Source organism: Bacillus cereus group sp. N8 (genome assembly GCF_016483685.1).
Taxonomy (GTDB): domain Bacteria; phylum Bacillota; class Bacilli; order Bacillales; family Bacillaceae_G; genus Bacillus_A; species Bacillus_A proteolyticus.
In genome coordinates, this window is the sequence record NZ_JAEHBK010000025.1 from 1 (window position 1) to 26388 (window position 26388).

Consider the following 26388-nt stretch of genomic DNA (forward strand, 5'->3'; position numbering starts at 1 on the left):
CCGAGCTCCGATAGAATATCGAATCTCGATGGCTGCTTAGTCTTTTTAATATTGTCTACTTGACAGGGATAAGACCAAATACGGTCCTTTTTTGTTTTTTATCGAAGCGTCATGCTCGTGAAAATTTTTTAATAAAAGGGCATGTCTATAAGTTGAAATGGCCGATTCTTTTTCTATTAGGGTTACATTAGCGTTAATATTGAAAGTAAGTACAAATATATAACAGGAAGACATACGAAGCCATTCAAGGTTCCAATGTTATGGTGATCCGAACTCGATTTTTGTGTTATCGTTATGGAAAGCAGATTAATACAAGTTAAGGTAATAAAGTAGTAAGGAAATAGTTATGGATTTTGATGCTGAAAATAATTAGAGAAATAATTCTATATGTTAAATTAATGAAAACCTTTTAGGAGAAACTATGAAAAAAATATTTATAGAATCATATTGATTATTGGTACATTAGTGGGTATTAGTATATTTTTATATTTGCAGAACAATTTAATAAGTGTAAGTGAAATTAAAATAACATCTAGTAAAATCCCCTCCTCTTTTAAAGGCTTTAAAATCCTCCAGCTTTCAGACTTACATAATAAAATGTTTGGTGATAATCAAGACCTGTTCATTAAAAAAGTAAAAAGTATTCAACCGGACATTATTACTATAACGGGTGATTTAATAGATAGTAAATCATACGATGCAGAAGTTAGTTTGCAAGTAGTGCGAGAGCTTGTAAAGGAGTATCCGGTATATTTTGTTACAGGGAATCATGAAAAGTGGTCCGGGCAATATAACAGTTTAGAGAAAGAATTGAAGAAGCATCATGTCACTGTTTTAAGAAATGAACATATAAATATTCAAAAAGACGGACAGGAAATATATTTGTTAGGTATAGATGATCCTGAGTTTACTAGTGGAAATCATAATGAAGAATCTATAGTGAAAAATGAGATTGCTAAAGCGAAAAATGAAGTAAATCCAGATAGATATATGGTACTACTTTCTCATAGACCTGAATTTTTAAATGTGTATACTGAGGAAAAAATAGATTTAGTTTTATCTGGGCATGCCCATGGCGGACAAGTAAGACTACCATTTATAGGTGGGTTGGTTGCTCCTAATCAAGGTATATTACCTAAATATACAGCGGGTTTATATGAAAAACAAAATACATCAATGATAGTTAGTAGAGGATTAGGTAATAGTATCATTCCGCAAAGAATCTTTAATAGACCCGAGATTGTAGTCGTGCAGTTAAATAAATCTGTACGGCTTTTTTGTTCAGGGGAATAATTTAAAGCTAATTTTTCTTCAGTACAAGTTTCCATTACAATTTTGTTAAATTTTCTCCTCGCTACATAAAGTAACAAAATTTGACTCAATAAGTTTGTTATAGTTTAAATAATCAAAAAATTAAGATTGTCGAATTGAAATGGTCAATATTAGACGTAATTAAAATATAAAGGGGTGTACAAATGCATAAAGAATTTGAAATTGAGGAATATACGGCGATTGAGGAACAAATTCATTATTATTGTAAGTCTTTATTAGTAAGTCATCCTGAACAAATTGTAAAGTATTTAGAAAAAAGATTAGAAAAGTATGCAGAAACTTTACAGTATGCACATTTATATCCGGAAACAGTTATTTTGCCAATACAGCAAATAGTTATCGAATATTCATTAGATGTTGCTAGAATTAGAAAGTATTTAAATTTAAAAACATAAACAAAATCGAATGATTTACAATGAAACAGAGTCGACATTAGAATACTTTCAGAAAAAGTATTCTAATGTCGACTCTGTTTCATTGTTTTAGTTATTAACAGAAAAAATATTTATTAGTAAAGTTTGACATATAATAACTCAAGAGTAAAATAAAAGTGAGTACTCACTCATTTTATAGAAAAGGGGGATTTAGAGTGCAACAATCTTCAATTATTTTACGAGATGTATCAAAAAGTTTTGGGAAAAAAGAAGTTTTGTATAACCTTTCATTGCAAGTAGAAAAGGCAGAAATTTTTGGATTGGTCGGACCTTCCGGATCAGGGAAAACAACACTCATTAAAATGATTGCAGGTATTAATGAATCAACTACAGGAGATGTAATTGTTTTTAATACAAACATGCCTAATTTAAATGGCATGAAAAGAATTGGTTATATGGCTCAGGCTGATGCATTATACGAAGAACTATCGGCATATGAAAATGCAGATTTTATTGCAACAATGTATGGATTAAAAGGTAAGCATAAGAAAGAGAGAATTGTAGAAGTTTTTGAACTTGTGCAATTATCCGAGCATATGAAAAAACCAGTACAGCAATTTTCAGGTGGAATGAAAAAACGTTTATCATTGGCGATAGCACTCCTTCATGAACCAGAAGTATTGATTTTAGATGAGCCAACAGTTGGGATAGATCCTCTTCTTCGAAAGTCGATTTGGGAGAAGTTTTATGATCTTAAAAAGAAAGGGACAACTATTATTGTAACAACGCACATTATGGATGAAGCAGAGTTTTGCGAACGTCTAGGGCTAATTAGAGAAGGGAAATTAGTTGCGATTGGTACACCTGAGGAATTAAAAAAACAAACATCATCTGGACGAATTGAAGATGTCTTTATGTTAGAAGGAGTGATTGAATCATGAGAGTTAATGGTGTAGTCATCCGAATCATCCGTCAATTTTTTCGAGATAAACGTTCTTTAGCAATGATGTTTGGGGCACCAATGTTATTACTTTGGTTATTGTCGCTAGTATTTACACAAAAAGACTATATACCGCATATCGCCGTAGTCGATGTACCTGCTCCTATAGTAAAAACGATGAAAAATCAAGAAGCCTCAATTTATGAATACGGCAAAGTGAAAGCAATTTCTGAGTTGGAAAAACAAAAGGTAGATGCAGTAATTTATTTAGAGGATGGGAAAATGAATCTTCTATTAGAAGGCAGTGATTCTGCAAAAAATCGTGCTGTACTCCAAGTGTTGCAAAAAAGTACAGAAAAGAATGATGTATCAGTTATGAAGCCTGAAGTGAATTACTTACATGGCTCTAAAGACATTACGATGTTTGATGGTCTTGGTCCCGTATTAATTGGTTTCTTTACATTTTTCTTTGTATTTATACTGTCGGGAGTTTCTTTTGTAAGAGAACGGTTAAGTGGTACATTAGAGAGATTATTGTCCACGCCGGTGAGAAGATGGGAAATAGTAGTAGGATATATTATTGGTTTTGGAATCTTTGCATTTATACAATCTATTATAATTGTAAGTTTTTCAGTTTATATTCTAGATTTATATGTAGCTGGCTCAATATGGCTAACGCTACTTATAACATGTATGCTTTCTTTAACTGCATTAACACTAGGCACATTTTTATCGGCATACGCAAATAATGAATTTCAAATGATTCAGTTTATACCGCTTGTAATTGTACCTCAAGTCTTCTTTTCTGGATTGTTTCCAATGGAATCCATGAATAAGTGGTTACAAATGTTAGGTAAATTATTTCCACTCACATATGGTGCTGACGCAATGAGGCAAGTAATGATTAGGAATCAAGGGTTTACAGAAATTGCTTTAGATCTTACTGTTTTACTTCTTTTTTCACTATTATTTGCAGTAGGAAATGTATTTGCTTTAAAGAAACATCGCAAAATATAATGAAGACAAAAAGGAGCATTATAAATGAAGAAGGATTGGCTGGAAGAATTAGTTGCCGCAACGAATACTGATAAACGTAATGAACGTCAAATGCGTATATTAGAGGCAGCTGTTGATATGTTTGGAGAAAAAGGATACGCCTCAACTTCAACGAGTGAAATTGCGAAGCGTGCGGGTGTAGCGGAAGGAACAATCTTCCGCTACTATAAAACGAAAAAAGATTTATTGTTTGCAGTTGTGATGCCGACCTTAACAAAGTTCGCTGCGCCATTTTTTATACAAGCTTTTGCCAAGGAAATATTTAAAACAAATTATGAATCGTATGAAGGTCTTTTAAGAGTAGTAATTCATAATAGGTTTGAATTTGCCAAAAAGCACTTTCCAATGATAAAAATACTAATTCAAGAAGTACCATTTCAGCCGGAACTAAAAAGTGAAATACAACAATTAGTAGAAACAGAACTGCTTTCACATTTTAAAAAGTTAATTGTAAAGTTTCAAGAAGAAGGGGAAATTATTGAAATGCCACCATCTTCCGTATTACGTCTTACTTTATCAGCTGTACTAGGATTTCTCTTAACGAGGTTTTTATTATTGCCTGAAGAGAAATGGGATGATGAAGTGGAAATCGAAAATACGATTCAATTTATATTATATGGACTAACGCCACGGAGGTAATGAAATAAATTATGTGAAATTCTCCGATTGCTTAAGTTGCATAAGGGAACGAATTGCTGTTGGGACCCGCTTATACACACCTACTGTTAATTTTTCTAGGAAATCTGAATTCAAACGCTGATATAACGATAACGGCTCTTTGGCCATCTGATCATGCTGGATTAGTGGTGAATCTATTTGTTTAATACAGACTTTCAATAAGAACTACAAAAGATACACGAAATTCAAAGCAATCGATATAAAATCGATTGCTTTTTTTCTATTTCAGAAGAGGAGCGTAACATAATATTGGCTAAGTTAAACGAGCTAAGACAAAAAAACATAACAATAGGTCACAGGATGAATTAACGTAAGAACTCGATGTGAATCGGACAACGCTTTGGAGTGACCTGAAAAGTAGAGGACTTTATGGCCTTCCAAAACGAGATCATTGATAGTTTTCTAGCAGAAAAGCAGGAGTAAATATACGCACAGTTTATGAATTTAATTGGATTGATTTTTAGATAATAGTCGAATTGATAAAGGTAATGTTACACGACATGAAATAAAAACGAAAAAAATTGATTAAATTAAACGTTAAAATTATGGGATTAAGAAAAGGAGATTGTCGAATTATATTATTCGGGAACATTTCTTTAAAAGTCATTTAACAATCGCACATTTTAAAACGTTAGAAATTAATTGAAATATGAATGCCATTTAAATATATAACTTGATTACAGATCTTTATTTATGGCACATAACAAAGTGAAGGATAAAAAATTAGGATGTAATGTTACTAACGTTAAAGGTAGTATTTGAAAATCATGAGAAGATCTTTTATTAGTTATTAATGCATACGCCGCTCTATTTATCAAATTGAAATGTATGTGCGCATATTTTCAGGTATTATAAAACACGGTTTAAAAATGGCATGAGCATTGGCTGAGGTATTTCATCAATATGCAGGGAAGAGAAAAACACTTAGCGGTTTGATTACTATTTTAAAATTGTAGGCAATTCGATTTGATAAAAAGTATTATTAAAAAACATATTTCGAAACATCCTCAGAAACGATAGTGATAATTTCTGATTCGGAAAAAGATAGAGATTATAAAACAAAAAAATACATATTTCGACACAAAACACCCTATGTTGTTGTAGAACAATGTAGGAATTTTTTTGTGCATTGGTACAGAATCTGTTTTAAAATTAAGTTATGACAGAATTGTAGCAATTGTCTAACTAATATTCGTGTCTTTTAAGAAGTAATGTTTGTAGTAGTAACTCGCACGCTGTCGAAACTCAATATTCGATAAGGGGTGTGTAGCGTAATGGAATTTACTCTAACTCGCGAAAAACAAATGATTAAAGAAATGGTACGTGACTTTGCTGAAAAGGAAATCGCACCGAAAGCTGTATATTATGACAAAACTGCGGAATTTCCATATGAAACATTTCAAAAAATGGGCGAACTAGGATTATTAGGCATCCCATTCCCAGAAGAGTATGGAGGTTCAGGTGGCGATACAGTATCGTACGCACTAGCAGTTGAAGAAATTGGTCGCGCTTGTGGTGGTACAGGCTTAAGCTACGCTGCAACAATTTCATTAGGTGCTTCTCCAATTTATTATTTCGGTACAGAAGAACAAAAACAAAAGTATTTAGTTCCAATGGCGTCAGGTAAAACATTAGGTGCTTTCGGATTAACAGAGCCGAACGCTGGATCTGATGCAGGGGGCACTCAAACGAAAGCTATTTTAGATGGCGATGAGTATGTAATTAGTGGTGAAAAGTGCTGGATTACAAACGCAGAGTATGCAAATACGATTATTGTAACCGCTATCAATGGTGTTGAAGACAATGGTAGAAAACGTATTTCTGCATTTATCGTACCGACTACAAGTGAAGGATTAACGATCTCAAGTCCTTACGATAAGATGGGTGTCCGCGCTTCTAATACTTGTGAAATCGTACTTGATGGTGTACGTGTACCGAAAGAAAATATTCTTGGTGATGTTAATAAAGGATTTAAACAATTCTTATATACACTTGATGGAGGACGTATTTCAATTGCGGCATTAGCAGTAGGTATTGCACAATCTGCATTTGAACGTGCTCTGCAATATGCGAAAGAACGTCAACAATTTGGAAAAACGATTTCTAATTTCCAAGCGATTCAATTTAAATTAGCTGATATGGCGACTGAAGTGGAATTAGCGCGTAATTTAGTACATAAAGCAGCTTGGTTAAAAGATAATGATAAACCTTTCGGTAAAGAAGCGGCTATGGCAAAACTATTTGCATCTGAAGCAGCAAGTCGTATAGCGAATCATGCAGTACAAATTCATGGCGGTTATGGCTATATGCGTGAATATGAAGTTGAACGACATATTCGTGATGCAAAACTGTTAGAAATTGGTGAAGGAACTTCTGAAATTCAACGTCTCGTAATTGCTAGACATTTAGGATGTAGATAAAAAGGAGGAATCACTATGTTTCAAAAAATATTAATTGCCAATCGCGGGGAAATCGCAGTTCGCATTATGAAAACTTGTCAAAAACTTGGAATTCGTACCGTTGCTATTTATTCTGAGGCTGATGAAAATGCCCTTCATGTAAAAATGGCAAATGAAGCTTATCTAGTAGGGGGGCCACGAGTCCAAGAAAGCTATTTAAACCTTGAAAAAATTATTGAAATAGCTAAAAAAACAAATGTTGAAGCAATCCATCCGGGATACGGATTATTATCAGAGAATCCATCTTTTCCGATTCGTTGTAAAGAAGAAGGAATCGTATTTATTGGTCCTTCAGAAGAAATCATTACGAAGATGGGAAGTAAAATTGAGTCACGTATAGCAATGCAAGCAGCAGATGTACCAGTAGTTCCAGGCATTACTACAAATATTGATACTGCTGAAGAGGCAATTGAAATTGCAAAACAAATTGGTTATCCATTAATGCTTAAGGCATCCGCGGGCGGCGGAGGCATTGGAATGCAGTTGATGGAAACTGAGCAAACGCTCACCAAAGCATTTGAAAGTAACAAAACAAGAGCACAAAATTTCTTCGGTAATGGAGAAATGTATTTAGAGCGTTATATTGCAGACGCACATCATATTGAAATTCAGCTTTTAGCAGATACACATGGTAACACAGTGTACTTATGGGAACGTGAATGTTCAGTACAGCGCCGAAATCAAAAAGTAATCGAAGAAGCACCTTCACCATTTTTAGATGAAGGTACACGAAAAGCAATGGGAGAAGTGGCTGTACAAGCTGCTAAAGCTCTCGGATATACAAATGCAGGTACAGTTGAGTTTCTTGTAGATGATCAGAAAAATTTCTATTTCTTAGAAATGAATACGAGATTACAAGTAGAGCATCCAGTTACGGAAGAAATTACGGGGTTAGATCTTGTAGAACAACAACTTCTTATCGCAAGTGGTGAGAAACTATCATTTACTCAGGATGATGTAAAACGTAGTGGTCATGCCATTGAAGCACGTATTTATGCAGAAGATCCGAAAACATTCTTCCCTTCACCTGGGAAAATAACAGATTTAACATTACCATCAAATGTACGTATTGATCACTTTTTAGAGAATCATGTAACAATTACACCGTTTTATGATCCAATGATTGCGAAAGTCATTGCTTATGGTGAAACTCGTGAAGAGGCAATTTCAAAATTAGAAAATGCTCTAGAAGAGTTAAAAATTGAAGGTATTAAAACAAATACACCGATGCTACTGCAAGTGCTCGGAGACGATGTGTTTAAAAGTGGTATTTATACAACGGGTTTCGTAACGAAACAACTTGTTAAAAAATAAGATTTATGAATATTAAGGGGGAAAAAATGATGACGAAAGTATATGCATCGATGGCAGGAAATGTTTGGAAGATAGTTGTAGGAGTAGGAGATACAGTAGAGGAAGAGCAGGATGTCGTCATTTTGGAATCTATGAAAATGGAAATTCCAATCATTTCAGAAGAAGCTGGCACAGTTATGAAAATTAATGTGCAAGAAGGCGATTTTGTAAATGAAGGAGATGTATTACTAGAAATTGAATAGGGAGATATAGGGGGAAGCGAATTGAAACTACCTAATTTTGCTGTCATTAAAGAAGTAGGGCCACGTGATGGCTTACAGAATGAAAAAAAGATTGTTGGCACAAAAGATAAAGTAAAATGGATTCAACTACTTACAGAAGCCGGATTGTCGTACGTTGAAGTTTCCTCATTCGTTCACCCAAAATGGGTTCCTGCTTTAGCGGATGCAAATGATGTATTTTCTGAGCTGAAAAGGGATCCAAATGTTACATATGCTGCGCTTGTTCCAAATCAAAATGGTTTGGAACGAGCTTTTTTGCAAAATGTAGATGAGGTGAATGTTTTTTTATCAGCGAGTGAATCTCATAATAAAAGTAATATTAATAAATCAATTAAAGAAGCATTAACTGTCATTGAAGATATAACAAAACAGGCAACATTCGAAGGGAAAAAGGTTAGGGGTTATGTTTCTACTGTATTTGGATGTCCTTATGAAGGAGATATAAGTGTCACAGCAGTTGACGAAATATGTAATCAACTATTTTCATACGGCATTTATGAAGTTTCTCTCGGTGACACGATTGGTGTAGCGAATCCATTACAAGTAGAACAAGTATTAGAACATCTATTAAAGAAGTATGATGCTTCACAGTTTGCGATGCATTTTCATAATACGTATGGAATGGCACTGGCAAATGTAGTTAAGTCTTTAGAACATGGTATTACAACGTTTGATAGTTCTTGTGGTGGACTTGGGGGATGTCCTTATGCACCTGGAGCATCGGGTAATGTTGCTACTGATGACTTAGTACATATGCTCCATAAGCTCGGGGTCCAAACTAATATTGATGAAGAAAAGTTATTGAGGGCTAGTCAGTTTATTCAAAGTAAGTTAAATATCCAATTACCGAGTCATGTGTATAGAGCGCTTCAACATAAAACGATAAGTAGGTGAGAAGATGCTACAATTACAAAACATTTCAGTTGACTATGTAACACCGCATGTTGTAAAGATTTCGTTATATCGAGAAAGACAAGCAAATTCTTTATCTTTAGCGTTATTGGAAGAATTGCAAACAATATTAACGGAAATAAGTGAAGAGTCAAATACACGTGTAGTTATTTTAACAGGTGCTGGCGAAAAAGCGTTTTGTGCTGGTGCAGATTTAAAAGAGCGAGCTGGTATGAACGAAGAACAAGTTCGTCATGCTGTTGGTATGATTCGTTCTACTATGGAAATGGTTGAACAATTACCACAACCAGTTATTGCCGCTATAAATGGAATTGCACTTGGCGGTGGTACTGAATTAAGTTTAGCTTGTGATTTTAGAATTGCGGCTGAGTCTGCAAGTCTTGGTCTTACTGAAACTACACTTGCCATTATACCTGGAGCAGGTGGTACGCAGCGGTTACCGAGATTAATTGGCGTTGGTAGAGCGAAAGAATTAATTTATACAGGAAGACGTATTTCGGCGCAAGAAGCGAAAGAATATGGTTTAGTAGAATTCGTCGTACCAGCTGATTTACTAGAAGAGAAAGCAATTGAAATTGCAAATCAAATTGCTAGTAACGGTCCCATTGCTGTTCGATTAGCAAAAGAAGCAATTTCTAATGGTATTCAAGTAGATTTACATACCGGATTACAAATGGAAAAACAGGCGTACGAGGGTGTGATCCATACGGAAGATAGATTAGAAGGATTACAGGCATTTAAGGAAAAACGAAAACCGATGTATAAGGGGGAGTAAATATGTTAGATCAAAAACAACAATCTAATACTTTTGAAGAACGAGTTGAAACGATTAAACAAGGCGGAGCACCGAAATATCATGAACAAAACAAAGCAAAAGGAAAACTATTTGTTCGAGATCGTTTAGCTCTTCTATTTGATAATGGCGAATATGTAGAAGATGCATTATTTGCAAATTGTGAGCAAACAGGATTACCAGCTGATGGTGTTGTAACGGCAACGGGTAAAATACATGGGCGTACTGCGTGCGTAATGGCAAATGATTCAACTGTGAAAGCCGGATCATGGGGAGCTCGTACAGTTGAAAAGATTTTACGTATTCAAGAAACGGCTGAAAAATTACGTGTTCCGTTATTTTATTTAGTCGATTCTGCTGGAGCACGTATTACTGATCAAGTTGAAATGTTCCCAGGGCGCCGTGGTGCAGGAAGAATCTTCTATAATCAAGTGAAATTATCAGGTAAAGTTCCGCAAGTGTGCTTATTATTTGGACCTTCGGCAGCTGGAGGCGCATATATTCCAGCCTTTTGTGATGTTGTAATGATGGTGGAAGGTAACGCATCTATGTATTTAGGATCTCCTCGTATGGCTGAGATGGTTATCGGTGAGAAGGTAACGTTAGAAGAGATGGGCGGAGCTCGTATGCATTGCTCTGTATCAGGATGCGGAGATGTTTTATGTAAAACAGAAGAAGATGCGATTACACAAGCAAGACAATACATTTCATATTTTCCAAACAACTACTTAGAAAAGACTCCATTGGTTACACCTCAAGAACCGAAACAATTCGATAAAACGTTAGAACAAATCATTCCAGAAAATCAAAATGCTCCTTTCAATATGAAAGATCTTATTAATAGAATTATTGATGAAGGTTCTTTCTATGAAGTGAAAAAATTATTTGCTCAAGAACTAATTACAGGCTTAGCACGTATTGATGGTAAGCCAGTTGGTATTATTGCAAATCAACCGCGTATGAAAGGCGGCGTATTATTCCACGATTCAGCTGATAAAGCAGCGAAGTTTATTAATTTATGCGATGCATATCATATTCCATTATTATTCCTTGCAGATGTACCTGGATTTATGATTGGTACAAAAGTAGAGCGTGCTGGTATTATTCGCCACGGTGCAAAAATGATTTCTGCAATGAGTGAAGCAACTGTACCGAAAATTTCTATCATTGTTCGAAAAGCATATGGAGCTGGTTTATATGCAATGGCAGGTCCAGCATTTGAACCAGATTGCTGCTTAGCATTACCGACAGCTTCTATTGCAGTAATGGGTCCAGAAGCAGCGGTTAATGCTGTATATGCAAATAAGATTGCAGCTTTACCAGAAAAAGAGCGTGCAAGCTTCATTGCTGAAAAACGTGAAGAGTATAAGAAAGATATTGATATTTATCATTTAGCATCAGAGATGGTGATTGATGGTATTGTTCATCCAAACAATTTACGTGAAGAGTTAAAAGGACGTTTCGAAATGTATATGAGTAAATATCAAGTATTTACGGATCGTAAACATCCTGTATATCCAGTTTAAAAGCCCTATTAAGGGCTTTCTTGCTCAATAAGTCAAGGAGGGGAAAACATTGAAACAAGCAGTTTGGTTTCCAACAGAAGAATATAAAGAAAAAACGCGTTTATTTAGTTGGATGAAATCATTAGGCTACGAAGATTACGAAGTTTTTTATAATAAATCAATTGAAGAAACAGCGTGGTTTTGGGGAGAGGCAGAAAAAGCAGTTGGCTATCAATGGATGAAACCTTATACAGAAGTGTTAGATTTAGAAAATGGTACACCGTTTGCACAGTGGTATAATGGCGGAACATGTAACGTTGTAGAATCAGCTTTATCCCGCTGGCTTGCGGATGAAGAGACAAGAATACAGCCAGCACTTCAGTACGAAGGGGAAAATGGAACTTCAAAATCATTTACATATGAAGAGCTTGACAACTGGGTAAGCCGTGTTGCTAATGGTTTGAAACACGCGGGTATTGAGAAAGGTGATCGTGTAACAATTTATATGCCGATGATTCCAGAAACAGTTGTTGCGATGCTAGCTGTAATGAAAATCGGAGCAATTATTTCACCAATATTCTCAGGCTTTGCGTCTGATGCAGTCATGACACGTGTGCAAGCGGCAGGTTCAAAAATGATTATTACCGCAGATGGATTTTCACGCCGCGGGAAAATTGTTTCTTTAAAAGATGAAGTAGATAAAGCTTGTGAACATTGTCCAACTGTTGAAAAGGTGGTAATTGTTCGGCATGCTGGAAATGATTTTACACCGCATAATTACGATTTTTCATGGAGTACGTTAGAAAAAGAAAAACCATTCATACATGCTGAAGAAATGCAAAGTGATGATCCATTAATGCTCATTTATACATCAGGAACGACTGGTAAGCCGAAAGGGACAGTACACACGCATGCTGGTTTCCCTTTAAAATCTGCATTTGATGCAGGGTTTGGAATGAATATAAAACAAGGCGACCGTGTATTATGGGTAACTGATATGGGCTGGATGATGGGGCCATTTTTATTATTCGGTTCACTCATAAACGGAGCAACGATGGTTATGTACGAAGGTGTCCCAGACTTCCCAGAAGCAGACCGCTTATGGGAGACAGTCGATAAATATGAAATTACTCATCTTGGTATTTCGCCAACGTTAATCCGTGCATTAATGGCAAAAGGTGATGCGTATGTGAATAAACATTCTTTAAAGAGTTTAGAAGTATTCGCATCTACAGGAGAGCCTTGGAATCCAGATCCATGGATGTGGCTGTTTGAAACGGTTGGAAAAGGGAATGTCCCAATTTGTAACTATTCAGGCGGAACTGAAATTTCTGGTGGGATTTTCGGTAATGTTCTAATTAAGCCAATCGCACCAATTAGTTTTAACGCATCATTACCTGGTATGGCAGCGGTTGTACTTGATGATCAAGGAAAACCAATTCGTGATGCAGTTGGAGAATTATGTTTAGAGAAACCTTGGGTTGGAATGACGAAAAGTTTCTGGGAAGACGATGAGCGTTATGTGAACACATATTGGTCACGATTTGAAAATAAATGGGTTCATGGTGACTGGGTTATTTATGATGGTGAACAATATATCATTACAGGACGTTCAGATGATACGTTAAATATTGCAGGTAAACGTATTGGACCTGCTGAATATGAGTCTATTCTTGTGAAACATATTAATGTAATAGAAGCAGCTGCAATTGGTGTACCTGATGATGTAAAAGGTGAGGTTTGTCATTGCTTTGTAGTATTACGAGACGGTGTAATATTTACAGCAGACTTAAAGAAAGAATTAATGAGTCTAGTAAATTCTCATATCGGAAAAGCATTATGTCCAAAGGATATCCACGTTGTAGAGGATTTACCAAAAACACGTAATTCTAAAGTAATGCGACGCGTCATTAAAGCGGCTTACTTAGGAAAAGAATTAGGAGATTTATCATCACTTGTAAATCCAGAAGTAGTTCCACATATTCAGGGGCTACAGTCTAGTAAATTATAAATTTAGGAATGAGCTCTATGTAAATAGAGCTCATTTTTAATGTTTATAAAAAGAGACGAGGGAAGAAGTAAATTTGAAGTAAAAAAATTCTACTAGTATTATTACGTATGTTTGTTTTATAGTTTTTATCAAAATAGGATTGTGGCATGTCTATTCATTGGAGTGATTGAATTTTGTTAAGGATGAAAACTTAGTGAAGAAAAAAGTAATGAATAAAAGGAGAAATCCCTGGGGGACAGGGATTCAATAAGGGAGATAATATTGTCGTTCAATGTCGAAATTTAGCGTATTCGACAAATTAATATTATCACGAATTTTCAGGAGATTGTGATAGTGGATGTGTCAAAAATGTGTACGTGCTGCATATAAAAGTGTTATTTAAATAGGAAAAGGGAAAAGGATTAAGTTCACTCGTTCTTAAGATTTTTCCCTTTTAAATTTACTGTTTGTTCGTTGTTCTATATACATCTGAAATTGGTAAATCTTCACCATGTAAAGCTTGAGGACTGTCCTTTTTGTTTGAATCATGTGCCTGCTGAGATGTTTCTTGCATTTGCTCTTGGGCTTTACTAGGAGTATTCAGCGCATCCGATGACACATGATCAAGTTGTTGACTTAATAAATCTTTTTTATCCATGTTATGTAGCTCCTTTTTGAACTTAGATATAAAAACGAAGTGTTTTTAAATAGTTACGTGGGTATTATGTATCTTTGAATGGAATTATATACACAAACCACATTGAGAAATTAACTAATTATAAAAATTACCTGTGATGACAAGCTTAAGAAATATAAAGATCATTAGTTCTTAATAAAAGCGTTATTTTAGTAGGGTGTTACGAAATTTCATTTGAAAGGAACATCCCAATGATAAGGTGAGCACTGTAAATCAGTGCTCATCTTATCAGAAATTTCTTAGTCCTTAAAAATAAAACCATTACGGACAATTTACAATGGTAATAGTGACGCTAGCCATTGTTCCAGGGGAATCAAGAAGTGAAGCAGTAACGGTTACTGTTCCAGGCCCATTAGCGGATAGAAATACAGCGGTAAAATTACCTGAGGCATTGGTAATGACAGCAAGAGGAACCATGAAAGCAAGAGAAGGATTACTAAATGAAAAACTGACTACTACTCCTGGAGTAGGACTACCGTTTACTAATACTTGACCCGAAAAAAATAAAGTATTATTTCCTTGAGTGGATACACATGCTGTGGTTGCGTTAGAAGTCAAGGTAATAGATGCAGGCCCAGCAGGAAGATTAAATCCAGTTGGTCCAGTTGGTCCGGTTGGTCCGGTTGGTCCGGTTGATCCAGTTGGTCCAGTTGATCCGGTTGATCCAGTTGGTCCAGTTGGTCCGGTTGATCCAGTTGGTCCGGTTGATCCGGTTGATCCAGTTGGTCCGGTTGATCCAGTTGAACCGGTGGAAGTGTAGGTCCAATAGAACCCGGATTAAGTGCAGCAAAAGATAAAAACTCGTCCATTATATATCACCTCTAAAAATCGTATTACTAATAGTAAATGTAATGATAGAGAAAAGTGAACTGGACAAGCGGTTGTATTTTAATAAATTGAACAAAATAGTTATATGATAGAAAGAGAGATTAGCATGATTACTTTAGAAATTAAATATAAAAAGGCGATTATTTTCATATCGCCTTTTGGATAATGCAGTGTAATTTTATTCAGTTATTTGAAATATAGTTTCATTCGGTTTGGAAAATCCATACAGTTTCCTTGCGAATTTTAAAATTTCTTCTTCACTACCTGTTAAAACTTTAACATCATTTTTAAGGGTATGACCATCCTTCTTTAAAGAAGATAATTTTTGTTGCTCCGTATTCAGCGTGATTTGTTTTTCTTTAATCATTTCTTGTTGGTTATTCAGAGAATATTGAAGGACAAAAATTATAGGTAATATAATAGCCAAAGTAGTTATAAAACGGCGTCTTGTTTTTTTTATATTACCTTGTTGGGTATTAGGGTTCACTTGCTGTGAGGGTATATTAGGATTTGATTGGTGTGATGATACTTTTGGGATGTTTCCCATTGAAATGCCTCCATTACTGATTGTAGAATTTAAACCGTTTAAAATTATTATAAATGTTTAATGGGAATTTTAGAAGATATTTTAATATAGTTGCATATCGCAAAGTTTAAACAAAATCCTTATTTACATAAAAGAAACACCGATTGTCCGCGAGGCTCCTAAGGGTAATCATCAAGTAATGACGTACTCGATTAATTAACGATTTCATGAATTTTTGGTAAAATATTGGTAAATTCATCCAAATCAATAAGGGCATCATTTGAAACAAAAACGTTATTTTAATAGGGCGGGGAATAATGGTGGTTCCATGGAACAAGCGAGAATACATTGTATCAAGGTGATCCTTTTATAACAGAGGGGGCAATTTTAGAGGCTAGCGAAAAGGCGAATAAATCATTATATTGGCTTCGGTGCATGTTATCCAAGCTATGAAAAAGTGTGCGGTAATAGTACAAAGAGACTTCGGTTGATTCGGATAGATGATGACGAGGAATGATATAAAAATTTCATTTCGTAGAGAAGTGAAGTGATTAAGGATAGGTATTGAATATGCCATATTTGTATGAATAAAGAGCAGAATTTAGCCTATATATAGGTGTTGGAATTGTTCTAAAGGGGAGAATATCTGAAATATAAATAACTGAGGGGGTGAAATAAAAATGGAAACTAGCACTTTTTTAGGATTGTTTTGGGGATGGGTAACGGTTATCGTATCGGGAATACTTTTCGTACGTCCATCGGTACTACGTGAATTAAAAAAATTAGTGGTTGAAGACAGAGGTTTTGGTATTATGTACGGTTTTTTATCGATTTTCCTAGGGCTAGGCACTGTGATCCTACACAATGTATGGGTATTTAACTGGCAAGGGTTCATAACGGTTATTGCATGGCTTGCATTATTAAAAGGGATCTACATAATTGCATATCCTGAACCCTCCAAGAAAACAAACTTTGAATTAAGAGTACTATCTACACGTATAGCGCTCGCTATCATTGGCGCCTTGGCTTTATGGATGCTTATAGTAATCTATATAAAATAATTTTTTTCTAATGAGAAATAAACTAAAATATGAGAAAAGGCTATAATAATACTAATTATAAATTTAGTCCTACTGGAAGAACCAGTGGACATCAAACTAAAAAGGGCGTTGTTATATTGCTCTGTAGTTTGGTGTCCGCTTTCTTATTTTTTATTAACAAAATAGATCAGGGGTGTTTGTATAAATGACGCAATTAACTTCTGACCTAAAATTGACCGAGAAGAAACGCATGTTCGTTCGGGAGGGATTTTAAAGAAATTATTACAAATGTGTAAGGTTAATGTAATATTAATCGATAGTAAATCAAGATACTTAAGTGTATTTTAAATAGTATTTAAAAGTACTGTTTATTTATAAAATATTGGGTTAAATAAAATTTAATTAGGAAGTGTAATAAAATGATTGAAATTAAATCAATTATTCATTCGTACAAACTAAAAAGAAGAATAGCTAAAGATTTATATGGCTGCAGAGATGAATTGACGATGTTATTAAATGAATTTAATAATATGAAAAGTAAAGTGAAATCTGAGAAAAAGAAAAATAATATGTTATCTCGTTTACAATTAATTTATCAAAATATGAAATTAGACAAGCAGTATTCGCTTCCGTTTGCTCTTAATAGTAGGTTATTGGAGAGATTAGAAGATGAATCTATTCAAACAACTGAAGAATGTGTATCATGTCTACACGTAATGTTAGAAATAAATTATGAGAAAATAAAACATTATGGATCTAATACAAGTAGGTCATTTGTGCCGTTATCGCAGTCTTCAATTTGTCTTGCTGATTTTGTTTGTTTGACAGGATTTGTTTTATTAGGCTTACTAGGAACAATTACATTTGGAGGGATAATGTAATCTTTTTATTCACTTGCATAAAAGAAAAATTGTTACTTGTAAAAAGACCACTCATTTAAGGTGTATTTTTTAGTTACATAGGAGGGCTCATGTGGTAGACAGAGAAGAATAACACGAATGCTAATTTATAGTTACTCATTGTTAATGCTTTATGTAACTATAAAGACGAAGTGTTATGATGCTAGTAGTACCAAGGGATTTAGCGTTTGGGCTAGTTACACAAAATATAAGATATGGATAACTCATAGTAAACGTGAAATGATAAACCCTATGTTGTCGCAGTGATGAAGTGAGTATGCTGAGGGTTTGTTATTGATGCAAAATTAAGTGTTACAGGAACACTGTAATACAAAGTGCACATAGTAAAGGAAAAACTTACTATTGTAAATAAAGCTTATGTGTATGTGAAGGAATTAAAAAGTTGATTTATAAGAGTCAGCTTATTTTTCAATACTCAACTCAACTCAACTTGTAACTATAGATGCCAGTTTAGATCTCTACGTGTTAATATACAAAAAGCTGACTATATTTAGTCAGCTTTTTGTATATTACATTCTATTATTTATCGGTCACAAAAGACATATTTTTTCCTTTAAGTTGACATTGAAAATATTACCAATTTTTTCTTTTGCAATGACAACAAATAAAGAAACACTTACAACGACACTTATTTCGTTTAGAACTCCAATCATCATCACAATGATTCTTTTCTTTAGATTTCCACCAGTCATCACAACAATGCTTTTTCTTAGAACTCCAGCAATCATTTTTCCAGGACATTCTTTTATACCTCCCTTCAATAGGATTACTATTATTCTATGTTTTAGTAAAAGAATGGCTTGTTTATTAACCTATTATTTTACTTTTATATGATAGAGTGCTTTCTACTAAATATAGAATTCATACAAACTATGCTAATTTTCAAGAAAGAGTTGAGAGAACTTCTGGTTATAATATTAATCAACAAACACTTGTTGAAGGAAACGTTATGATTTTAAATAATATCTTATTTTGGAGTACGCTTTTCTAATTGTATATTTCACAACAGCAAAAGAAAAACATACTATATTACTGCAAACAAAGCCTATGCATATGTGAAATAATAGGGAAAGCTGGTGACTCTTAAAGAAGCTGGCTTATTAAAAAAAAGATTAATTTGATAAAGAGGTTGTCTAAACTTTGAATTCAGTAGAATTAAATCCAAGTCCACTCATTAAACAATCCTCTAATTGTTAGAGGATTGTTTTTATAAATTAATAAAGAAAAGAATGTTTAGTACAATTGTTTGTTTTTTCTTTCTATGTGTTTGCCTCGTACACTTTTAAGCTAGTGGACATACTTTACTAATAGAAAGGATTAGGGGGTGAGGTTTTGGGTTCTCGATTTAATAATTGTAAAAAGAAGTGTACATGTAAACAGGATGATTGTTGGGAGATATTCGAAGGGTGTAACAAAGAAAAGCATGAGAAATGTGATAATTCTTGTGTACAAGGAATTAGAGATGAGCTTAAGAAATTAATTAATCGAACAGTTCAAATTAATACAGAGGGACGTACTTATGTAGGTACTGTTTCGTCTGTCAGTTGTGATGTTGTTAAGCTTACAGCTATTCCTGGATCTGTTGGAGTAATTATCTCCATTTGTAAAATTGAAGCAATTTTCCCTCCTGTTACAACAGTTACCACTGAGTTTGATTTTAATGGTGTTGACGTAGCAAACAAAGCATAATTATGCTGTTTTTTTGTAAAGCCACTCTTATGAATGGCTTTATTTTAATTTCGTATAAAAGGAGAATATATTCTTTATATAGAAATAGGTTTGAGGCTATAAAGAGTGATGCACGAAAGGAGAATGAGAGTGATTAAATTAGTGCCCTTTAAAAGATCTGATTTCAAACAATTAATAAATTGGATTAATTCCGAAGAATTTTTAATACAATGGTCGGGAAATGCATTCACATACCCTTTAAATGAACAGCAATTAAAGAAATATACAGAAAGTACAAACACACTGGCATTCAAAATAATAGATGAAGAGACTAAAGCAGTTATTGGTCATATTTCTCTTGGACAAATAGATAATATAAATAAGTCTGCTAGAATTGGAAAAGTGCTAGTTGGTAATACGAAAATGAGAGGGCGTTCTATAGGAAAACATATGATGAAAGCCGTACTTCGTATTGCTTTTGAAGAATTAAAACTGCATAGAGTAACTCTGGGTGTTTATGACTTTAATAAGTCAGCTATTTTTTGTTACGAAAAAATAGGTTTTGTAAAAGAAGGTTTATTAAGAGAGTCAAAAAAAGTAGGAGAAACGTATTGGAATTTATGGGAAATGAGTATGTTAGAATATGAATGGAACAATAAATCATAGTAATTTATAATTATATTATGTTAACAAAAGGGGTTTGGTGGGAATCGTGAATAAAACAACAAAAATAATTTCAATTGCAGCTGTTTCAGGGGGCGGTAAAACTACCATTACAGAAAGTTTAGCTCATGAGTTGAAAAACTCAAAGGCTCTATATTTTGATAGTTATAAATTTGATAACTGTCCTGTTGATATTTGTAAATGGATTGATGATGGAGCTAATTACGATGAATGGGTACTTACACCGCTAATAAATGACATTCAGCGTTCTATACAAGATAGTAGTTTAGATTATATTATTGTAGATTATCCTTTTGCATACTTAAATAGAGAAGTGGGACAATTCATTGATGTAACTATATTTATCGATACACCTTTAGATATTGCGATGGCTAGAAGAATTTTGAGAGATTTTAAAGAAGATACAATGAGTGAAATACATAATAATTTGAAACATTACATGACACATGTGAGAAAAGCTTATTTAGAGGCGATTAATACGGTAAAGCCGAATTCAGATATCGTTTTGGATGGATCTTTACCTATAAATGAAATAGTTGTGCAAATAGTAGAGGAATTCAGTAGAAGAAATGTGATTTTGCAAAGTTAATTGAAAAATGAATCATATACGAATGGAACATGTCTGTCTATATAAAAAAGTGGGGTGCTTCAATTTGAAAACGCTATTTTATTACAATTGGCAAGTAAGAGATGATTGGTTTAAGTGGTGTGAACAGCTTACAGAGGAGGAATTGCTTCGCAAACGTGTTGGAGGTGTTGGGAGTATTTTAGAAACACTTTTCCATATTGTAGATGTTGAGTATAGCTGGATTAGTGCGCTTCAAGAAAAAGAGGATAACGAACCACAGTTTAAAGATTATCAATCAATTAAAAAAGTGAAAGCATTATCTGATTTATATAGACGAGAATTAGATAACTTTTTGCAGTTATGGTCTGGCGACTTCGAATCAAAAATATTGAAAGCTTCATGGACAGATAAAACATATAAATACGGTGAAGTTTTAAGGCATGTAATTGCACATGAAATTCATCATATTGGTCAGATATCTATATGGGCAAGAGAATTAAATCTTCAGCCCGTTTCAGCGAATTTAATTGGAAGAGGATTATAGATATAGAAACCGACTTGCTAAATGCAAGTCGGTTTTTTATATAAAAGAGAACGGTTAGTTAAAGTCCTCGGATTTTTTCTGACGTATATGTAAAAACATTAAGATCGTAATGATTAAAAAGATTATAACCGTTTGTATGATTAAATTTTTAAACTGAAGTAAAATGGTCCAAGATGTAATAGTGTCTTTGAAAGCTTGGAGTGCAGAATATGAGGTAGGTTCAAAACCGTATTGAAGTAACTTTTTTGTTTCAACAAAAGCCGTGTTTTCTTCATTGGCGTCTAATACTACAGAAATAAACCGTGTGTCTCCTTGTTTTGCTGTACTAACAAAACTGTAATTACCGTTAGTTGACAAACTAGATTGTAAGCCATCAACACCTTTTAATTTAATGTTTTTATTAAGAGAATAAATCATTTTATTTGTGTTGAAAACTTGAACATCTTTGAAGGTAAATTGGTAAGAGGTTTGTTTGGTAATATTTAATACATCTGGATAGTCTTTTATTAATTGTGCAGCTATTTCGGCTGCGTCTATTGCTGTTGTAATTGATTGTCTATTCTTTTCACTATTTATTCCGGTTGAATTTAAAAATGGAGATTGTTGTGATAACTTTAGTTGTTTTGCTTTTTCATTCATTAACGATGTAAAATTATCTTCATTTCCAGCAATGTGTTCTGCAAGTGCAAGCGCAGAACGATTATTTCCGGTTAGAAGCAAAGCATGAAGTAAGTCACGAACGGTAGTGTTATCCTTTGATGTTACTTGGATCGGAATTGTTTCTGTTTGAAAAACTTCGTTTCTAATTTTCACAGATTCATCTAATTGTATTTTGCCATCATGAAGTTGTTCCATCACAATATATTCTGTCATTAATTTAGATAAAGTGGCCGACTGAATAGGAGTACGTTCATTTTTTTTATAAACAATTTCACCAGAATTAGTATCTATTAAAATAGCTGATTTAGCTCGAATAGTTGGACCATTTACATAAAGATAAAAATATAAAACGATAAGTGCAGTAATAAGAAAAGATAATAATAAAATTGTTATTTTTTTAAAAAATTGCATACGCGATCCTCCTACAATTACATCAATAATATTATTGTAAGAAGTAATGCTAAATTAGTAAGAAAGAAAAGGTAAAGAATTTCTAAAGAATTTTAAGGAATTCTTTAATTTTGGATTTGGATGGAAAATTAAAGGTTCAATTTCTTATTAGATAAGAAATTGAACCTAAAAATATGCCTTATTAACATTTATATGGAAGTAATTTTACAGTGAAAGTTGTCTTTTCATCATCACTATATACTTCAATTGTTCCTTTATGCAGTTCGACAATACTTTTTGCAATTGCTAATCCGAGCCCAGATCCGCCGGTGTTTGTCGATCGTGATTTCTCTACGCGATAAAAACGTTCAAAAACATGAGGTAAATCAGTACTTGGGATAGCTTGTCCGTAATTTGTTATATCAATTGCGATCATATTATTGCTTTCGTAAGCTGTTATATCAATATGATTTCCATCATTTCCATAAGTAATAGCGTTTATGATTAGGTTTTCAAACACACGTACTAATTTATCCCCATCAGCGAGTACCATTAGCTTTTGAGAGGGGAAAGAAGGGCGACATTCAATATTAGCTTCTTGAAGCTGTATCCGAAATTGGACAGTTAATTGTCCAAGCAATTCTACAATATCAATAGGAACAGAATTTAAACTTAACTCTTTATTTTGAACACGTGTATATTCAAACAAATCATTCATTAATGCGTTGAGACGGGTTACTTTATCGTATATGACTTGTATATAATGACGCAATTCCACTTCATCTCTATAATTATCATGATGGATTAAATTTACATATCCAACTATAGATGTAAGAGGCGTTCGTAAGTCATGTGATACATTCGTAATTAGTTCGCTTTTTGCTTGTTCCGCCTGTCTTTCTTCATCAATTGATACTTTTAACTGTTCAACAATTTGATTAACGCCAGTTGCTAATTCTTCTAAATAATTATGCTGTACAATAGAAACTTTATGATTAAAGTTTCCACTCGCAATATATCGAATTTCTTCAATCATTTTTTTAATACAAGTTTCATAGTAAAGCTTTCTTTCATGACGATAAAAAATGTAAAGATAGGATGAGAAAATAGAAAATAAAAACAAATAAGAAACGATCATCATCCATAAAGATTCCTTTATCCCTCTATACTTTTCATAACCAAAAATTCGAATGAATTCTTTACCTAGTTCGCTTAGAGTAAGTGAACTCTCAATTACACTCGTTACGAGGCGAAATATAATTAATTCGGTAATAGGTGTAAGAGTGATAGCTAATAAAAGCCAAAAAATAAGCTTCCACTTTGGTATATCTTTTAATATATCAAATGCTTCATTTCTCAATTTTATATCCTACTCCCCAAACCGTATGAATTAGTTTTTCACCATTCATTACGGTTTCAAGTTTATCGCGTAAATTACTAATATGGACCATAACCGTTTTATTAGAACCATAACCGTCTTCATTCCAAACGCGTTCGAATATCTCTTCAGAGCTAAATACTCTTCCAGTATTACTCGCAAGTAAATATAAAATATCAAATTCGATAGAGGTGAGCTTAATATATTCACCATTTACTTTAACCGTATGATTATGTTTATGAATTTCAACTGTACGAATGCGAATAATACCATCTTCATTCTTTGGTGTGGCAGCGTTTTGGAAAGATGATCTACGTAACAATGCTTTCACTCTAGCAACTAATTCTAGTGGATTAAACGGTTTAATCATATAATCATCTGCACCGGTCATAAGTCCTAATATTTTATCCATATCTTCAGCTTTTGCACTAAGCATAAGGATAGGTACAGTATTATTTTCACGCACTTCTTGACAAACTTCTAATCCATTTCGTTTTGGCATCATAATATCCAAAATCATAAGGTCAACTTCATATGTAGATATCATTTGTAATGCTTCATCACCATCATAAGCTTTATAAATGTTATAACCTTCATTTCGCAAATAAACAGCGAGTAATTCTACAATATCTTTATCATCATCAATAATTAATATGTTTTTATTCATCATATAGTTCCTTTCCTTGCGAATCATCAACATTACTATAATATCAAACATTTATGTATTTTGTAGTAATGTTTCTGCAAAAAAATTTCACGTAACGTATTAAAAAGGAATTAACACAATTGTAACGAATACAAAATAAGAAGGATATTTGAATTTCACGTTATATTGAAAGTTAGTTATAAGGAGGAGTTGCTATGTTATATAAAGATATATATTCATTTACTCCAACTGGAAAAATAGAAAATGACATTAAAGCTTTTCTATTAAAATACAATAAAGAGTTTACATATAAACATTCAATTCGTGTGGCAAATGAGGCAAGAAAAATTGCGGGAATATTTTATGAAGATGAAGAAAAAGCAGTGATTGCAGGATGTTTACATGATATTAGTGCAATCTTTCCGAACGAGAATTTCCAATGATTATCCATCAAAAATTATCGAGAGTAATTGCAAAAGAGATATTTAAAATAGAGGATGAAGAAGTTTTAAATGCTATCTGTTGCCACACTACTTTGCGTAAACATGCTACAAAGATGGATTTAGTACTATTTGTTGCTGATAAATTAGAATGGGATCAAATAGGGACACCTCCATATTTAATAAATGTAAAAAAAGCTTTAGGAAACTCTTTAGAACATGCTGCTTTTGTATATATTTCATATTTGTGGGAAAGAAAAGATACATTAAAAGTCATACACCCGTGGCTAGAAGAAGCATATTGGTATTTAAAAGAAATTGTAGAGTAGAAAGGGTATGAAAATGCAATTAAAAGAATATATGAATCAAACATTCCCAGGAGTTACATTAGTACCGTCCATATACTTTCAGTGGGAAAATCATCTTCATTTTGATTTTGGGAAAGATAAATATCAATTCAAAGAAGATAGTAACACGTATAATATGGAATATTTCATAAAACTATATAAGTATAATAAAAATCTATTTGAAGATATATTTTCAAAAGAAGATACCGTCTTTTTAGTCACAAATGTTTATCGATTTAAACAGGAAAATATAAAAAATTCGCAGAAAATAAATGTATACAATAAATTTATTAAAAAGAGGGATTTAAAGTTTCATATAAGACAAGAAACATTACCTTTTCTATTTGAAGATGAAGAAGCTGACTTATATTGTACATATCAATTTTCTTTACAATGTTTTGCGGAAGACATTAAATATGAACCGCTTATTGAAGCTGTTAATCATGAGGATTTCCCTGACCTACGTCCACGCCTAGGACGAAAAAAAGAAATTTCATATCCAGATGTATTTTTTATAAATGTAACAAAGGATATCATCATGTTTATTTATGATGATAGAGGATGTGAAATAATCGCGAAGAATAAAGAAATGATACGGGATTTATATGAGGCGTATAAAGAGTGGATACCAGATTATGAACGAGAAAGTATAGCTAGCTTATTTAAATGACAATAGGGGAAGTGAAGCGTGTAATGAAACGTGAAATGAAACGTATCGCCATCGTATCCGCATGGGAACCAGAACTTACGTATTTGCATCAACATTATCCAAGTGAGCGTGTAGAGAAGATAGCTGCTTGGGAATTTCATTTTCATTCTATTAATGAATTAGAAGTGATATCAGTTGTAACAGGTGTTGGTAAAGTAAGTTGTGCAAGTTGTGTGCAATTATTAATTAGTGAATTTCAGCCACACCAGTTATTTATGACAGGAATTTGCGGGAGTTTATCAGATAAAGTAAAAAATGGACACATCGTTGTAGCTCTTAATACTTTGCAGCATGATGTTACAGCGGCTGGTTCAGGAGAAGATAGTTTTAATCTATATGATGGTAGAACAGCACCTATTGAAACAACTAAATCACTCGTAAAACGAATGAAGAAATTACGTTCGTATGATCCGGTCCATTTTGGTACATTTTTATCTGGAGATCAACGTATTCGAAGTTCAGAAATGAGATATTTACTGCATACTGTTTACGGCGCTTTAGCCGTTGATCAAGAAGTGGCCGCATTTGCTTATGTATGTCATATAAATAAAAAACCATTTCTATGTTTAAAAGCTGCCTCAGATCAAGCGAATGACAAAACGAAAGAAGAACAAAAGGTTTTTAAAATGTTGGCATGTGAACGAGCATGTGAGCATTTAATTACTTTTTTACGTGTTTATGAGATTACTGTAGTTAACAATAGATAACA

28 protein-coding genes and 1 pseudogene are annotated in these 26388 nt (G+C 33.5%); 23 read left to right on the top strand and 6 right to left on the bottom strand.

The window, feature by feature from the left end:
* The first annotated feature begins 441 nt into the window (after positions 1-441).
* The 12 genes from JDS80_RS24125 (at position 442) to JDS80_RS24180 (ending at position 13655) form a co-directional block, all read left to right on the top strand.
* Positions 442-1293, top strand: a complete 852-nt coding sequence (locus tag JDS80_RS24125; RefSeq protein WP_414645824.1) for a metallophosphoesterase — start codon at positions 442-444, stop codon at positions 1291-1293.
* A gap of 182 nt (positions 1294-1475) precedes the next feature.
* Positions 1476-1727: a hypothetical protein gene (locus JDS80_RS24130; RefSeq protein ID WP_071745955.1), complete on the top strand. Its 252-nt coding sequence runs from the start codon at positions 1476-1478 to the stop codon at positions 1725-1727.
* A 194-nt stretch (positions 1728-1921) separates the two neighbouring features.
* Entirely contained in the window at positions 1922-2647 is a 726-nt protein-coding gene (locus JDS80_RS24135) for an ABC transporter ATP-binding protein (protein ID WP_071745956.1), read from the top strand.
* Entirely contained in the window at positions 2644-3663 is a 1020-nt protein-coding gene (locus JDS80_RS24140) for an ABC transporter permease (RefSeq protein WP_071745957.1), read from the top strand. Before JDS80_RS24135 ends, JDS80_RS24140 begins: the two co-directional genes overlap by 4 nt.
* Positions 3664-3687: 24 nt before the next feature.
* Complete coding sequence (locus tag JDS80_RS24145; protein WP_071745958.1) at positions 3688-4341, top strand: TetR/AcrR family transcriptional regulator; 654 nt, start codon at positions 3688-3690, stop codon at positions 4339-4341.
* A 1313-nt stretch (positions 4342-5654) separates the two neighbouring features.
* Entirely contained in the window at positions 5655-6800 is a 1146-nt protein-coding gene (locus JDS80_RS24150) for an acyl-CoA dehydrogenase (protein WP_000397266.1), read from the top strand.
* A 15-nt stretch (positions 6801-6815) separates the two neighbouring features.
* The gene (locus JDS80_RS24155; RefSeq protein WP_199640154.1) at positions 6816-8153 is read left to right on the top strand and encodes an acetyl-CoA carboxylase biotin carboxylase subunit; all 1338 of its coding nucleotides are present in this window, start codon (positions 6816-6818) and stop codon (positions 8151-8153) included.
* 26 nt (positions 8154-8179) lie between these two features.
* Entirely contained in the window at positions 8180-8395 is a 216-nt protein-coding gene (locus JDS80_RS24160) for an acetyl-CoA carboxylase biotin carboxyl carrier protein subunit (RefSeq protein WP_001987345.1), read from the top strand.
* Positions 8396-8416: 21 nt separating this feature from the next.
* A complete protein-coding gene (mvaB, locus tag JDS80_RS24165; protein WP_071772538.1) occupies positions 8417-9328 on the top strand; it encodes a hydroxymethylglutaryl-CoA lyase in 912 nt (303 codons plus the stop codon).
* Between the two features lie 4 nt (positions 9329-9332).
* Positions 9333-10121 (top strand): enoyl-CoA hydratase, encoded by a 789-nt coding sequence (locus JDS80_RS24170; RefSeq protein WP_071772539.1) that lies wholly within the window; start codon positions 9333-9335, stop codon positions 10119-10121.
* Positions 10122-10123: 2 nt separating this feature from the next.
* Positions 10124-11665 carry an acyl-CoA carboxylase subunit beta gene (locus JDS80_RS24175; RefSeq protein WP_199640155.1) on the top strand — a complete coding sequence of 514 codons (1542 nt, stop codon included), beginning with the start codon at positions 10124-10126 and terminating at the stop codon, positions 11663-11665.
* Positions 11666-11714: 49 nt separating this feature from the next.
* Positions 11715-13655 carry an AMP-binding protein gene (locus JDS80_RS24180; RefSeq protein ID WP_098889118.1) on the top strand — a complete coding sequence of 647 codons (1941 nt, stop codon included), beginning with the start codon at positions 11715-11717 and terminating at the stop codon, positions 13653-13655.
* Between the two features lie 439 nt (positions 13656-14094).
* Here the strand turns inward: JDS80_RS24180 and JDS80_RS24185 are convergent, their stop codons facing one another.
* The gene (locus JDS80_RS24185) at positions 14095-14292 is read right to left on the bottom strand and encodes a hypothetical protein (RefSeq protein ID WP_071745964.1); all 198 of its coding nucleotides are present in this window, start codon (positions 14290-14292) and stop codon (positions 14095-14097) included.
* 316 nt (positions 14293-14608) lie between these two features.
* On the opposite strand from JDS80_RS24185, the gene JDS80_RS31610 reads away from it, so the two are divergent.
* Both JDS80_RS31610 and JDS80_RS31615 read left to right on the top strand, forming a co-directional pair.
* Positions 14609-14824: a hypothetical protein gene (locus tag JDS80_RS31610; protein WP_084667455.1), complete on the top strand. Its 216-nt coding sequence runs from the start codon at positions 14609-14611 to the stop codon at positions 14822-14824.
* A gap of 45 nt (positions 14825-14869) precedes the next feature.
* The gene (locus JDS80_RS31615; RefSeq protein WP_346011398.1) at positions 14870-15091 is read left to right on the top strand and encodes a hypothetical protein; all 222 of its coding nucleotides are present in this window, start codon (positions 14870-14872) and stop codon (positions 15089-15091) included.
* Between the two features lie 246 nt (positions 15092-15337).
* Here the strand turns inward: JDS80_RS31615 and JDS80_RS24195 are convergent, their stop codons facing one another.
* Positions 15338-15706 (bottom strand): FtsB family cell division protein, encoded by a 369-nt coding sequence (locus JDS80_RS24195; protein WP_071745965.1) that lies wholly within the window; start codon positions 15704-15706, stop codon positions 15338-15340.
* A gap of 659 nt (positions 15707-16365) precedes the next feature.
* Between JDS80_RS24195 and JDS80_RS24200 the strand changes: the two genes are divergently transcribed.
* Together JDS80_RS24200 and JDS80_RS24205 are read left to right on the top strand one after the other, a co-directional pair.
* A complete protein-coding gene (locus tag JDS80_RS24200) occupies positions 16366-16746 on the top strand; it encodes a hypothetical protein (RefSeq protein WP_071745966.1) in 381 nt (126 codons plus the stop codon).
* Between the two features lie 398 nt (positions 16747-17144).
* Positions 17145-17606 carry a homoserine dehydrogenase gene (locus JDS80_RS24205; RefSeq protein ID WP_071745967.1) on the top strand — a complete coding sequence of 154 codons (462 nt, stop codon included), beginning with the start codon at positions 17145-17147 and terminating at the stop codon, positions 17604-17606.
* A 569-nt stretch (positions 17607-18175) separates the two neighbouring features.
* On the opposite strand, the gene JDS80_RS24210 is transcribed toward JDS80_RS24205, so the two are convergent.
* A complete protein-coding gene (locus tag JDS80_RS24210; protein ID WP_165616048.1) occupies positions 18176-18373 on the bottom strand; it encodes a hypothetical protein in 198 nt (65 codons plus the stop codon).
* Between the two features lie 604 nt (positions 18374-18977).
* Here JDS80_RS24210 and JDS80_RS24215 point away from each other — a divergent pair.
* From JDS80_RS24215 to JDS80_RS24230, 4 genes are all read left to right on the top strand, one after another.
* Positions 18978-19334: a hypothetical protein gene (locus JDS80_RS24215; RefSeq protein WP_071745969.1), complete on the top strand. Its 357-nt coding sequence runs from the start codon at positions 18978-18980 to the stop codon at positions 19332-19334.
* Between the two features lie 123 nt (positions 19335-19457).
* Positions 19458-19979, top strand: coding sequence for a GNAT family N-acetyltransferase (locus JDS80_RS24220; RefSeq protein WP_199640156.1), 522 nt, complete (start codon positions 19458-19460; stop codon positions 19977-19979).
* Positions 19980-20025: 46 nt separating this feature from the next.
* The gene (locus tag JDS80_RS24225) at positions 20026-20586 is read left to right on the top strand and encodes a nucleoside/nucleotide kinase family protein (RefSeq protein WP_199640157.1); all 561 of its coding nucleotides are present in this window, start codon (positions 20026-20028) and stop codon (positions 20584-20586) included.
* A gap of 64 nt (positions 20587-20650) precedes the next feature.
* Entirely contained in the window at positions 20651-21109 is a 459-nt protein-coding gene (locus JDS80_RS24230; RefSeq protein ID WP_199640158.1) for a DinB family protein, read from the top strand.
* Positions 21110-21163: 54 nt separating this feature from the next.
* On the opposite strand, the gene JDS80_RS24235 is transcribed toward JDS80_RS24230, so the two are convergent.
* The 3 genes from JDS80_RS24235 to JDS80_RS24245 form a co-directional block, all read right to left on the bottom strand.
* Positions 21164-22180 (bottom strand): D-alanyl-D-alanine carboxypeptidase family protein, encoded by a 1017-nt coding sequence (locus JDS80_RS24235; RefSeq protein WP_098889110.1) that lies wholly within the window; start codon positions 22178-22180, stop codon positions 21164-21166.
* Between the two features lie 181 nt (positions 22181-22361).
* Positions 22362-23519: a sensor histidine kinase gene (locus JDS80_RS24240; RefSeq protein WP_071745973.1), complete on the bottom strand. Its 1158-nt coding sequence runs from the start codon at positions 23517-23519 to the stop codon at positions 22362-22364.
* Entirely contained in the window at positions 23509-24207 is a 699-nt protein-coding gene (locus JDS80_RS24245; protein ID WP_000981333.1) for a response regulator transcription factor, read from the bottom strand. Before JDS80_RS24245 ends, JDS80_RS24240 begins: the two co-directional genes overlap by 11 nt.
* A 191-nt stretch (positions 24208-24398) precedes the next feature.
* Between JDS80_RS24245 and JDS80_RS24250 the strand changes: the two are divergent.
* The 3 genes and pseudogenes from JDS80_RS24250 to mtnN all read left to right on the top strand — a co-directional run bounded on the left by JDS80_RS24250 (position 24399) and on the right by mtnN (position 26386).
* Positions 24399-24952, top strand: a pseudogene (locus JDS80_RS24250) (HD domain-containing protein).
* A 13-nt stretch (positions 24953-24965) separates the two neighbouring features.
* Positions 24966-25640: a DUF3885 domain-containing protein gene (locus JDS80_RS24255; protein ID WP_199640170.1), complete on the top strand. Its 675-nt coding sequence runs from the start codon at positions 24966-24968 to the stop codon at positions 25638-25640.
* Positions 25637-26386, top strand: a complete 750-nt coding sequence (gene mtnN / locus JDS80_RS24260; protein WP_199640159.1) for a 5'-methylthioadenosine/S-adenosylhomocysteine nucleosidase — start codon at positions 25637-25639, stop codon at positions 26384-26386. The genes JDS80_RS24255 and mtnN overlap by 4 nt, the downstream gene beginning before the upstream one ends.
* Positions 26387-26388 lie beyond the last annotated feature (2 nt).

Excerpts from the sequence above, each read along its gene's own strand:
- JDS80_RS24130 (WP_071745955.1), top strand. The coding sequence starts at position 1,476 with ATGCATAAAGAATTTGAAATTGAGGAATATACGGCGATTGAGGAACAA.
- mtnN (WP_199640159.1), top strand. The coding sequence starts at position 25,637 with ATGACAATAGGGGAAGTGAAGCGTGTAATGAAACGTGAAATGAAACGT.
- JDS80_RS24195 (WP_071745965.1), bottom strand. The coding sequence starts at position 15,706 with ATGGGAAACATCCCAAAAGTATCATCACACCAATCAAATCCTAATATA.
- JDS80_RS24210 (WP_165616048.1), bottom strand. The coding sequence starts at position 18,373 with ATGATTGCTGGAGTTCTAAGAAAAAGCATTGTTGTGATGACTGGTGGA.
- JDS80_RS24175 (WP_199640155.1), top strand. The coding sequence starts at position 10,124 with ATGTTAGATCAAAAACAACAATCTAATACTTTTGAAGAACGAGTTGAA.
- JDS80_RS24235 (WP_098889110.1), bottom strand. The coding sequence starts at position 22,180 with ATGCAATTTTTTAAAAAAATAACAATTTTATTATTATCTTTTCTTATT.
- JDS80_RS24220 (WP_199640156.1), top strand. The coding sequence starts at position 19,458 with ATGAGAGTGATTAAATTAGTGCCCTTTAAAAGATCTGATTTCAAACAA.
- JDS80_RS24205 (WP_071745967.1), top strand. The coding sequence starts at position 17,145 with ATGATTGAAATTAAATCAATTATTCATTCGTACAAACTAAAAAGAAGA.
- JDS80_RS24145 (WP_071745958.1), top strand. The coding sequence starts at position 3,688 with ATGAAGAAGGATTGGCTGGAAGAATTAGTTGCCGCAACGAATACTGAT.
- JDS80_RS31610 (WP_084667455.1), top strand. The coding sequence starts at position 14,609 with ATGGTAATAGTGACGCTAGCCATTGTTCCAGGGGAATCAAGAAGTGAA.
- JDS80_RS24200 (WP_071745966.1), top strand. The coding sequence starts at position 16,366 with ATGGAAACTAGCACTTTTTTAGGATTGTTTTGGGGATGGGTAACGGTT.
- JDS80_RS24185 (WP_071745964.1), bottom strand. The coding sequence starts at position 14,292 with ATGGATAAAAAAGATTTATTAAGTCAACAACTTGATCATGTGTCATCG.
- JDS80_RS24150 (WP_000397266.1), top strand. The coding sequence starts at position 5,655 with ATGGAATTTACTCTAACTCGCGAAAAACAAATGATTAAAGAAATGGTA.
- JDS80_RS24140 (WP_071745957.1), top strand. The coding sequence starts at position 2,644 with ATGAGAGTTAATGGTGTAGTCATCCGAATCATCCGTCAATTTTTTCGA.
- JDS80_RS24155 (WP_199640154.1), top strand. The coding sequence starts at position 6,816 with ATGTTTCAAAAAATATTAATTGCCAATCGCGGGGAAATCGCAGTTCGC.
- JDS80_RS24245 (WP_000981333.1), bottom strand. The coding sequence starts at position 24,207 with ATGATGAATAAAAACATATTAATTATTGATGATGATAAAGATATTGTA.
- JDS80_RS24170 (WP_071772539.1), top strand. The coding sequence starts at position 9,333 with ATGCTACAATTACAAAACATTTCAGTTGACTATGTAACACCGCATGTT.
- JDS80_RS24160 (WP_001987345.1), top strand. The coding sequence starts at position 8,180 with ATGATGACGAAAGTATATGCATCGATGGCAGGAAATGTTTGGAAGATA.
- JDS80_RS24255 (WP_199640170.1), top strand. The coding sequence starts at position 24,966 with ATGCAATTAAAAGAATATATGAATCAAACATTCCCAGGAGTTACATTA.